Genomic DNA, 10,145 nt, shown 5'->3' on the forward strand with positions numbered 1-10,145 from the left:
AAGATGGCGGCCTTCTGCATGCGTTTAACTGTGGGAGGGGGCTTGCTCCCGATGGCGGTGTGTCAGTCGACCTCACTTCACTGACCCACCGCTATCGGGAGCAAGCCCCCTCCCACAGGAGGTCGTCGAGGTGGCAGCGATCCTGCGCAACAACGGCAACACTTCCGCCCCGACATGAATCGCCTCTTCCAAGTGCGGAAAGCCCGACAGGATAAAACTGTCGACCCCCAGCTGGTGATACTCCTCGATCCGCTCCGCCACCTGCGCGTAGCTGCCCACCAATGCGGTGCCTGCGCCGCCGCGTACCAGGCCCACGCCCGCCCACAGGTTGGCTGACACTTCCAGCTCCCGCGCGCCACGGCCACGGCCTTGCATGAGTTGGGTCTGGCGGCTCTGGCCGACGGACTCGTAGGCGGCCATCTGGCGTTGTGCCTGGTCGATCGCGTCCTTGGGGATTTCTTCCAGCAAACGCTCCACATGGGCCCAGGCCGCGTCGTCGGTGGGGGCGGCGAACACGTGCAGGCGCAGGCCGAAACGCAGGGTGCGGCCCTGGGCAGCGGCGAGGTCGCGCATGCGTTGGATGCGTTCGGCGATCATCAACGGCGGCTCGCACCACATCAGGTAGGTTTGCCCGTGGGCCGCGCCGACGCGTTCGGCGGCCTCGGAGGCGCCGCCGAAATAGATGGAAGGCACCTGCGCGCCCGGTGCAATCGGCGTGTGAAGGCCGCTGCGGTAGTAGCGCCCGGGATGCGCCTGGGGCTCGCCGGCCCAGACGGCCTGGAACACTTGAAGGAATTCGGCGGTGCGCGCGTAGCGTTCATCGTGTTCGAGAAAGTCGCCCAGGGAGCGCTGTTCGAAACGGCTGGAGCCAGTCACCACGTGCAGCGCCAGGCGGTTTTCGCTGAGCAGTTGCAAGGTGGCCGCGCGGTGGGCGGTGTAGGCGGGCAGCTCGGTGCCGGGACGCAACGTGAGCAGAAATTTCAGCCTACGTACTTCCTGGGCCAGCACGGCGGTGATCAGCCAGGGGTCTTCGAAGCCACTGGCGGTGGGCACCATGATGCCGTCGAAACCGGCCTGCTCGGTGGCGCGCACGATCTGGCGCAGGTAGTCCAGGGTCGGTGCGCGTTCGCCTTGCTGGAACAGCCCGACCTTGGGCAAGCCGCTGCTGGTGAGGTGACGGCCGTCGCCATTGGTGGGTAAAAACCAGTCCAGCTGGATCGGTGGGCGTGCATCTGTGTTCATGCTACGGGCGCTCCTGGCGCAAAAGGGGGGCAACTTGCTCGCCGAAGCGCAGCACGTCGCTGACCGCCGGGCCGCCTTCCAGGATCACCTGGTCCAGGCCCAGCCCGTGCAGTTCCTGCAGGCGCGTGGCGAGCTGTTGCGGGGTGCCCACCAGGATCAGCGGTTGCCCAGGCGCGCGTTGCAGCAGGTTCGGGTGCACTTCCCATTGGCGCAGCGGGTGGCGGGCGCGGGGCAGGGTGGCGAGGGGTTCATCGGGCAATGCCGGTACCGGTAATAACGCGGCGGCGTGCTCCCAGGCGAGGTCTTCGCTGTCACCCAGAATCAGGCCAAAGGTGCAGGCAAACGCCAGTGACGGTTGAATCGCCTTCCAGCGTTGTATGTGCTTGGCCAGCACCTTGGGATGGCTCGGCGCGAGCAGGCAGGTGTGGGCATGGGCGGCCAGCAGGGTATGGCTTTGGCTGTCGTCCAGCACCAGCGTGGGCGCGGGCAATTCGCGGCGGGCGACACCGGCGTTTTCCAGCTGGAAATAACGGCCCTGGTAATCCAGGCCATTGGCATTGTGCGTGAGCAATTGCTGGAGGATATCCAGGTACTCGCCGATGCGCTCGCTGCGCTGGTCGCGGTTGAGCCATTCGCCAAACGCGCTGCGCTCGCTGTTGGGCAGGTGCACTTGCACCCGGTGGCCGCTGATCGACTGCAGGCTTTGCAGGGTGGTGGCCAGCGCCGCCGGCAGCATCACTTCGGGCGGCACGCTCACCGCCAATTGCAGGCGCCGGGTATGCGCACAGAGCGCCGCCGCCACGCCCAGGCTGTCGGCGCACAGGGCTCCGCCGGGAATCCACAGGCCGTCCAGGCCGGCGTATTCCACGGCCTGGGCCAACTGAATCCATTGCCCGGGCCGCGCTGCCCAGTCGGGGGTGCAGAGGGGCATCAGCCAGCTGAATGTCAGGGACATGCACATGCTCCGTTGTTCATCGTCTTTTCCACCCCAAGGCCGGTGCGATATCCCGGGCGAGGATCTCCAGGCGCTTGAGGATCTGCGCCTGGGTCGAGCTTTCGGCCTGGACCACGGCGATCACATAGTCAGCATAAGGCAACAGCGAGGGGTCTTGCCGCAAGCTTTCGATCACATCATCGGGATGCCCGTGGTGCACGTTCATCAGGCGCAAGTGTGCTTGCAAATCCAGCGCCTGGTCGATCAGCCCTTCACGTTGCAGGCGCGGGATATGCCGCTCGATGTCCACCGCCAGTTCGGCCTGGGCGCTGGCGCGATCCGCCGCCGGGAAGATCGCCCGTACCACACCGATTCGTGGGGCGCGGTCGCGGTGCGGCCAGGCCTGCAGGTAGGCGTCGGCCAGCGGCTTTTGCACGGTCAGTGGGTCATGGGTGGCGGTGCCCAGCAGCAGGCCGTTGCCCTGCTGCGCGGTGTAGGTCGCGCCATCGAGGCTGCCGTGGGAGTGCCACAGGCGTCGGCTCAGGCCGGGTGCCGGCGGTTGCAGGCTCAGCTCGGCGCTCAGCGGGCGGCCTTCAAGCAGCTGCTGCAGGCGCTGCTGGCGCTCGGCGAAATCCGTCTGGCGTTGGCCGGGGTCGCGGTCGAAGGCGCTGAAATTGTCGAGGTTGGCGCCGCCGCTGCCCAGGCCCAGTTCCACGCGGCCGCCGCTTAACGCATCCAGCACACTGGCGTCTTCAGCCAAGCGGATCGGCTCTTCAAACGGCAGCACGATCACCCCGGTGCCCAACTCGATGTGCTGCGTACGTTCGGCCACCGCTGCCAGCAACACCAGCGGCGACGGCAGGCGCCCGAAGCCGTTGCTCAGGTGGTGCTGGGCAATCCAGCCGCCGTCGAAGCCCAGGGCCTCGGCGACTTCGAATTGCTCGATCAGGTCACGGTAGACCTGTTTTGGGTCGTCGCCAAAGGCATGGCTGAGAAAGCCCAGTTTGAAGGTCATGACGGGGTTCCTGTGGGGTGCCAACCGAGGGCCGGGGCGATCTGTTCGCGAATGATCTGCAGGGCGCGGATCGCCTCGCGCAACGGCGTGCTGGTGGTCTGCACTTGCAGGATCAGGTGGTCGTGGGCGGTCAGCGCCGGGCCTTGCTGAAGTTGCTCGAGAATCTGCTCCACCGGGCCGTGCAGCACGCCGAGGCGCCTCAGCATGGTGTTGAAGTCTGCGTCCAGTGCGCCCTTGAACACGCCGATGCTTTGCTGGCGTTGCACATAGGCCTCGATATCGCGGCGGGTGGCGGCGTCCGGTGACGGCAGCAGGGCCTGCACGCGGGCGACCCGTGCCGGCGTGCCGTTGTCGCCAGTGAAGGCGTTGCGGTAGCGGTTCACCAGCGCTTCTGCGGCGTCGGCGGGCTGGTGCGGGTTCGGTGCGATGATCAGGCCGTGGCCACGTTCGGCCACCTGCTCTACGCGTGAAGTGGCTTCCCACAGTCGCTGGCCCAGGCCGTTGGCGCGTGGCAGCAGGCGCGCGCCGCTGTCGGTCAGTGGTGCGTTGCCCAGGGCATTGAGCAACTGCTGAAGATGCTCTTGGTAATCGCGGTGGCGTGCCTCATGTTCACGGCCAAAGGCCTGGAACGTCTGGGGATCAAACCCGGCACCGAGGCCCAGTTCCAGACGGCCATTGCTGAGCACGTCCAACACGGCTGCATCCTCTGCCAGGCGCAGCGGCGCTTCTTGTGGCAACACGATAATCCCGGTGCCGAGGCGGATCCGTCGCGTGCGCTGGGCGATGGCCGCCAGCAACACCAGCGGCGAGGGCAGGCGCCCGTGTTCACTGGCGAAGTGGTGTTGCGCGACCCAGCCGCTGTCGAAGCCCAGCTCCTCGGCGGCCTTGAACAGGTCCAGGGTGTCGCGGTAAACCTTGGGGTCAATGTCCGGGCTGTAGACCCGGCTCAGAAACCCGAGGGAAAAGCCTGCGCTCATGGGTGCACCTCATGGGCCAGTTGCTGTTGCAGCGCGGGGCTGACGCTGATCGATTCCGGCAGGCCACTGAAGGCGCTGATGGTGAGGTAACCCTGGTTCAGCCACACCGCTTCGTCGTGCTGTTGCGCGGCGCTGGCGGCGCGGCTGTACTGGAAGCCGATACCCGCTTTGCCCGGCAGGTTGAACTGCTTGAGGTCATCGGTGTACAGCGCCTCGAAGCCGACGTAGCTGCCGATACGGGTGAATTTCACGCCCTTGGTCTGCGTGCCTTTGGGCAGGTTGATATTCAGGCCCACGCCCGGCGGCAGCAGTGCGCCGTCAGATTGGCGATGTTGCTCAAGGGCTTTGACCAGGTTGGCCACTAGCAGGGCGGCACGCTGCGGGTCGGGTTCTTTGAGGTCGGTGCTCACCGCCAGCGCCGGAATGCCTGCCTGCAACGCCACGCTCGCTGCGTTGAAGGTGCCGGAGGCCATATTGATCGCCCCCAGGTTATTGCCGGGGTTGGGGCCGACAATCACCAGGTCCGGGTGCGGCAGCACTTTGTTCAGGCCCATCAACACGGCCATGACCGGGGTACCGCTGATTGCGATTTGCACGTCCTTGCCGGCGCAATCGGGGCTCTGGCACAGGCCTTTCTCGGTGGTAGCGATGAAGTAGCTGTCCGGGTAGGCCGGGTCGCTGTCGTGGCCCACGGTGACTTCACGGCCGAAGTAGAACGCGCCGCCGCGCGCGCTCTGGTCACTCTGCGGCGCGGCAATCCTGACGGTATGCCCTTGAGCCTTGAGTACGGTGTAGAGGGCACGGATATTCGGGTGCTGATAGCCGTCGTCATTGCTCAGCAGAATGTTCAGCGCAAACGCCTTGGGGGCGATCAGGCTGCCCAGGGCGAGCATCCATGCGCGGCGTCTCATGGGGTGGCCCCTGCGGTAAAGCGGTTGGCCGGGCGGGGCAGGCCGAGGTTGTCGCGCAAGGTCGCGCCTTCGTATTCAAGGCGGAACAGGCCGCGTGCCTGCAGCAGCGGAATCACCTGCTCGACAAACAGGTCGATGGCCCCCGGGAAGTACGGGAAGAACACATTGAAGCCATCGCACGCACGCGCCTGGAACCATGCCTCGAAGTAATCGGCCACGTCTGCGGCAGTACCGATCACCGGGTTGCCGCCGGCCAGGCGCAGGTACAGCTGGCGGATGCTCAGGTTTTCGCTGCGCGCCAGTTCCAGCACCTTGTCGCGACGGCTGCCGCGTTGGCCCACCGGGGTGTCCGGCAGCGGGCCGTCGAGGTCATACCCGTCCAGGTCAATGTCATCGCCGAGGGTGTCGGCCAGCAGGCGCAGGCCCAGCACCGGGTCGATCAAGGCCTGGAATTCCTCGAACAGCGCCTGGGCCTGCTCGCGGGTGTCGGCAATGAACGGCGTGACACCGGGCAGGATCTTGATGTGGTCCGGGTCGCGGCCGAGGGCGGCGGCGCGTTGCTTGATGTCCTGGTAAAACGCCTGGGCGCCTTCAAGGCTGTGGGAGTGGGCGAAGATCAGTTCGGCGACGCGCGCGGCAAGCTGCTTGCCCGGCTCCGAGGCACCGGCCTGTACCAGTACCGGATGGCCCTGCGGCGGGCGCGCGACGTTAAGCGGGCCACGCACGGCAAAGTGCTCGCCGCGATGGTTGAGGGTGTGCAACTTGGCCGGGTCGAAGTACTCGCCGCTGGCTTTGTCGCGGGTGAAGGCGTCGTCGTCCCAGCTGTCCCACAGGCCCTTGACCACATCGTGGAATTCCTCGGCGCGCTGGTAGCGGTCACCGTGGTCCACGTGGTGTTCGCGGCCGAAATTCCAGGCTTCATCCGAGACCACCGAGGTCACCAGGTTCCAGGCGGCGCGGCCCTTGGACAGGTGGTCGAGGGAGGCGAATTTGCGTGCGATATGGTACGGCTCGTTGTAGGTGGTGGTTGCGGTGGCGATCAGGCCGATGTTGTGGGTGACGGCGGCCAAGGCCGACATCAACGTCAGCGGCTCGAAATGTTCGGCGCGGGCCGTGCGGCTGAGGGCGTCGTGATGATGCCCCCACAGTGCAACCACGTCAGCGATGAACAGCGCGTCGAACTTGCCGCGCTCGGCGGTCTGGGCGATGTGCTTGAAGTGTTCGAAATCCAGGCTGGCGTCGGCCTGCGCCAGTGGGTGGCGCCACGCGGCGACGTGGTGGCCGCTGTTGGCGAGGAAAGCGCCGAGTTTGAGTTGGTCGGTGCGGCGGGTCATGAACAGGCTCCTATCGGGGGCAGGCACGGGGCCGGCGTACCGGCGCCGTGGGCTGGGTCAGAAGTTGTAGGTCACGCCGGTGTACCAGTAGCCGCCGGTGGTGCCGTAGGGTGAGAAGTTGCCGTACGGGAAGCCGCCCGAGCTGCTCGCCAGGTCGGTGCGTTCCGGGTATTTGTTGAACAGGTTGTTGGCGCCGGCGTTGAGGGTGATGGCCGGTGTCAGGTGGTAGTCGATGTTGAGGTCGGTGATCCACGCCGGTGAGAACGTGCGGTCGAAGGCCTCGGCGGTGCCGTACTGGGTGTATTCGCCGTAGCGGGTCAGGTTGAGACCGATCTCGAACTTGTCGACGGTCCAGGTGGTGCCCAGCAGCAGCTTGGATTGCGGCAGGCCATGCTTGAGGTTGCCCTGGCGCTGACGGTCATAGCCACCGGTGGGGCCGAGGGCTTGGCGGGCCACGCTGGAGGCGTGGATGTCGTCGATCTCGGTGGTGTTCCAGTTGAAGCCCAGGGTGTAGCGCAGGTTGCCGTAGGCACTGATGCTCTGGCGGTAGTCGCCCACCAAGTCGACGCCACGGGTGGTGGTGTCGAGGGCGTTGGTGAAGTACGTGACGGCCTGGTTCGGGTTGAGCCCGGCGGCGGTGAGGATCGCGGCGATTTCCGGGGTGCCGCCGAGGTAGCCGGTTTGCGCGATGCGGTCTTTGATTTTGATCTGGTAGGCGTCAAGGGTGATGCTGGTGGCGTCGGTCGGTTGCAGGGTCAGGCCGAGGCCGAAGTTAGTGGATTTTTCCGGCTTCAGGGTGCTGGCACCGAGGGCCTTGGCCACGTCGGAATTGACCGCCACGTTACGGTAGTCGAACAGCTGGCCGTTGACGCTGGTTTGCGAAGTTGAGCTGTAGATCTGCTGGGCCAGGGACGGCGCGCGAAAGCCTGTGCTGAAGCTGCCGCGCACGGCCAGGATCGGTGTCAGTTGGTAGCGGGTGGCGAATTTGCCGTTGGTGGTGGTGCCCGAACCGTCGTTGTAGTGCTCGTAGCGGCCGGCCAGGTCGACGTGCCATTTATCGGTGAAGTCCTGGCCGATCTCGCCATAGCCGGCCAGGCTGGTGCGACCTTTTTGCGCGGCATCTTCAGGCGTGGTGCCGGCGCCGGAAATAGTGCCTGGCGGGATCAGGCCGCCGTTGGCGCCCGTGGTGAACGGGCCGCTGGCGTAGGAGGCGTAGTCACCCTTGCCGATCTTGTAGTTTTCGTAGCGTTGCTCCAGGCCCCAGGAAATCTGCGTGGGCTTGTGCAGGCCCAGATCGAACGCGCGGGTCAGGTCGAGGTTGTTGGTCCACTGGCTGAAGGTCTTCACACCGGTGTCCACCGAGGTTGGCGAGTCCAGGCCGTAGCTCAGGTTATAGGTGTGGCGCAGGGTGGCCTCGGCGTGATCCTGGCCGTAGGTGCTGGACAGGTCGTAGTCCCAGCCGGCGAGTTCGCCCTTGCCGCCGACGGCCACCTGGAAGTCATTTTCGATAAACCGCAAGGTGTCTTCGACGCCCTCGGGGAACGGCGTAGCGATGCCGTTGAAACTTGCCGGCTGGTGGAAGGCCAGGGGTTTTTCCGAGTTGCGCCGGGTGTAGGTGGAGAACGAGTACAGGGTCAGGGCGTCGTCCACCGGCAGCTCGGCGTTATAGCCGAAACTGAAGTTGCGCGCCTCCGGCAGGCCGGTGCCGTAGTAGGTGTGTTGCAGGCTGGTGTTGCCGGCGGAGTCGGTGTACGGCGCGTTGTCGGAGCGGTCGGAGATCTTCTGTTTCTTCACGTCCAGGGCGAGGTTGATAAAGCCGTCATTGGGCAGGGCCAGGCCGATATTGCCGGTTTGACGTGCGGTTTCGCCGTCGCCGTTTTCATAGTTCTGGCCGTAGCTGGTGGACAGGCTGCCGCCGTGGTCGGTCTGTTTGAGCACGATGTTGACCACGCCGCCGATCGCATCCGAGCCGTACTGCGCCGAGGCGCCGTCGCGCAGCACTTCCACGTGATCCACCAGGGCGGTGGGGATCATGTCCAGGTCCACCGGTTGCGAGCCGGAGTTGAGGTAAGTGCCGTTGTTGAGCAGCGCGCTGTTGTGGCGGCGCTTGCCATTGACCAGTACCAGCACCTGGTCACCGTTGAGGCCGCGCAGGCTGATCGGGCGTACCACCGAGGTGGAGCCGAAGCCCGACGACGCCGGTTGGTTGAGCGACGGCAGCACCCTGCTCAGGGCGCGGGTAAGGTCGCCCTGGCCGGTGGCGAGCAATTGCTTGGACGAGATCACATCCACCGGTGCCGGGCTTTCGGCCAGGGTGCGCGCCTGGCCACGGTTGCCGATTACCACGACGGTGTCCAGGGGGTTGTCGCTGGCCGCGGCGTCGGCGGCGAGGGTCAGGCTGCTGTAGCTGGCGGCCTCGCACAGGGCGAGGAACAACAACGTGTGGGCGAAGGCCTTGCCGGGTTGGCGGCGACCTGCGGCGCGTGATGTATTCATGATGGGAAACACTCCAGTGGGTTAAGGCATTGGCCCTGATCTAAGTCGGCTTGTTGGGTTCAAGCTCTGGTGGAAGGCAAGAGAGCAAGGCCTGTGCCATCTGGAAAATTCGTTTAAAAACAGATGGTTGATTGTGGGTTAGGGCAGGTGTTGGTGTTTTTCTAACAGGCCCGAGGGCAGGGTGTTGGTTTTTGTGCAGCGGGGTTTGGCCGCCATTCGGCTTGGCGCCGCACGGCCGGGCTGTGTGCGCTTGGCACACGGCTTGCTCACCCCACGCCATACCTGAACCCAAGGAAGTTTTATCTGTATGCCTAGACCCGGCCCGCGCAATGCTCTTACTGATATCCCAGGCCTCACGGTCGGCCACGCCACGGACCTGCGCGTCGACACCGGCGTCACGGTGATCCGCCCCGATGGCTTCTGGACCGCCAGCATCGACATCCGCGGCGGCGGCCCCGGCGGGCGCGAAACTGCCGCCCTGGAGCCGGAAAACATGGTCGGCCAGCTGCACGCGCTGGTCTTCTCCGGCGGCTCGGTGTTTGGCCTTGGCGCGGCCGATGCGGTGGCGGCGAAGCTGTCCCAGGACCAGGTTGGCCTGCACCTGAAGCCGGGCGCCCCGGCGATCCCCATCGTGCCGGCCGCCGTGTTGCACGACCTCGCCAATGGCGGCGACAAGGCCTGGGGCCTCGACCCGCCGTATCGGCGCCTGGGTTTTGAAGCGTTGGCCAATGCCGGTGAGGATTTTGAGCTGGGCTCGGTCGGCGCGGGGCGCGGCGCCATGGCCGGGGTGTTGAAAGGCGGGCTGGGCACGGCCTCGCTGGACCTTGGGAATGGCTTGATCGTTGCGGCGTTGGTGGTGGCCAACCCGATTGGCTCGGTGTACATGCCCGACGGCAAAACCTTCTGGGCCTGGCCGTGGGAAGTGGCGGGGGAGTTCGGCGGCCATCGGCCTGGGGCGGCGATGGACTGCAGCGACCCGATGCCGGAGCTGTCGCGGCTGGATTCCATGGGGCGTTTGCAGGCGGGGGCGAATACCACGTTGGAGGTGGTGGCCAGTACCGCCCGGCTGAGTGTTGCCGAGTGCAAGCGGGTGGCGATCATGGCCCAGGACGGGATTGCGCGCGCGGTGCGGCCGGCGCATTTGCCGTTTGATGGGGATACGGTGTTTGCCCTGGCGTCGGGCGCGGTTGAGCTGAGCGCGGGGCCGCGGCGGCAGGTGGAGATTGGGTGTATTGG

The 10,145-nt window shown here is 65.9% G+C and carries 8 protein-coding genes; 1 reads left to right on the forward strand and 7 read right to left on the reverse strand.

The features are described from left to right. Nucleotides 1–72: 72 nt before the first annotated feature. From GIW02_RS14815 to GIW02_RS14845, 7 genes are read right to left on the reverse strand one after another with little or no spacing between them, the layout of a single operon-like run. Nucleotides 73–1,242, reverse strand: a complete 1,170-nt coding sequence (locus GIW02_RS14815) for an LLM class flavin-dependent oxidoreductase (RefSeq protein WP_236417867.1) — start codon at nucleotides 1,240–1,242, stop codon at nucleotides 73–75. A 1-nt stretch (nucleotide 1,243) separates the two neighbouring features. Beyond that, nucleotides 1,244–2,197, reverse strand: a complete 954-nt coding sequence (locus GIW02_RS14820; protein WP_236421916.1) for an LLM class flavin-dependent oxidoreductase — start codon at nucleotides 2,195–2,197, stop codon at nucleotides 1,244–1,246. Nucleotides 2,198–2,213: 16 nt separating this feature from the next. Continuing rightward, the gene (locus tag GIW02_RS14825; protein WP_236417872.1) at nucleotides 2,214–3,191 is read right to left on the reverse strand and encodes an LLM class flavin-dependent oxidoreductase; all 978 of its coding nucleotides are present in this window, start codon (nucleotides 3,189–3,191) and stop codon (nucleotides 2,214–2,216) included. Beyond that, nucleotides 3,188–4,168 (reverse strand): LLM class flavin-dependent oxidoreductase, encoded by a 981-nt coding sequence (locus GIW02_RS14830; RefSeq protein ID WP_236417874.1) that lies wholly within the window; start codon nucleotides 4,166–4,168, stop codon nucleotides 3,188–3,190. The genes GIW02_RS14825 and GIW02_RS14830 overlap by 4 nt, the downstream gene beginning before the upstream one ends. Then, nucleotides 4,165–5,079: a 5'/3'-nucleotidase SurE gene (locus tag GIW02_RS14835; protein ID WP_236417879.1), complete on the reverse strand. Its 915-nt coding sequence runs from the start codon at nucleotides 5,077–5,079 to the stop codon at nucleotides 4,165–4,167. Before GIW02_RS14835 ends, GIW02_RS14830 begins: the two co-directional genes overlap by 4 nt. After that, a complete protein-coding gene (locus GIW02_RS14840) occupies nucleotides 5,076–6,413 on the reverse strand; it encodes an LLM class flavin-dependent oxidoreductase (protein WP_236417880.1) in 1,338 nt (445 codons plus the stop codon). Before GIW02_RS14840 ends, GIW02_RS14835 begins: the two co-directional genes overlap by 4 nt. A 57-nt stretch (nucleotides 6,414–6,470) precedes the next feature. Next, entirely contained in the window at nucleotides 6,471–8,909 is a 2,439-nt protein-coding gene (locus GIW02_RS14845) for a TonB-dependent receptor (protein ID WP_236417881.1), read from the reverse strand. Nucleotides 8,910–9,216: 307 nt separating this feature from the next. Between GIW02_RS14845 and GIW02_RS14850 the strand changes: the two genes are divergently transcribed. Further along, on the forward strand, nucleotides 9,217–10,145 hold a 929-nt coding region (locus GIW02_RS14850; protein ID WP_236421917.1), incomplete at its 3' end, for a P1 family peptidase.

Origin of the sequence: Pseudomonas syringae (genome assembly GCF_021606685.1) — a bacterium.
GTDB classification, from domain to species: Bacteria; Pseudomonadota; Gammaproteobacteria; order Pseudomonadales; family Pseudomonadaceae; genus Aquipseudomonas; species Aquipseudomonas syringae_R.

Coding starts and splice junctions, on each gene's coding strand:
- GIW02_RS14820 (WP_236421916.1), bottom strand. CDS start 2,197: ATGTCCCTGACATTCAGCTGGCTGATGCCCCTCTGCACCCCCGACTGG.
- GIW02_RS14815 (WP_236417867.1), bottom strand. CDS start 1,242: ATGAACACAGATGCACGCCCACCGATCCAGCTGGACTGGTTTTTACCC.
- GIW02_RS14830 (WP_236417874.1), bottom strand. CDS start 4,168: ATGAGCGCAGGCTTTTCCCTCGGGTTTCTGAGCCGGGTCTACAGCCCG.
- GIW02_RS14835 (WP_236417879.1), bottom strand. CDS start 5,079: ATGAGACGCCGCGCATGGATGCTCGCCCTGGGCAGCCTGATCGCCCCC.
- GIW02_RS14840 (WP_236417880.1), bottom strand. CDS start 6,413: ATGACCCGCCGCACCGACCAACTCAAACTCGGCGCTTTCCTCGCCAAC.
- GIW02_RS14845 (WP_236417881.1), bottom strand. CDS start 8,909: ATGAATACATCACGCGCCGCAGGTCGCCGCCAACCCGGCAAGGCCTTC.
- GIW02_RS14825 (WP_236417872.1), bottom strand. CDS start 3,191: ATGACCTTCAAACTGGGCTTTCTCAGCCATGCCTTTGGCGACGACCCA.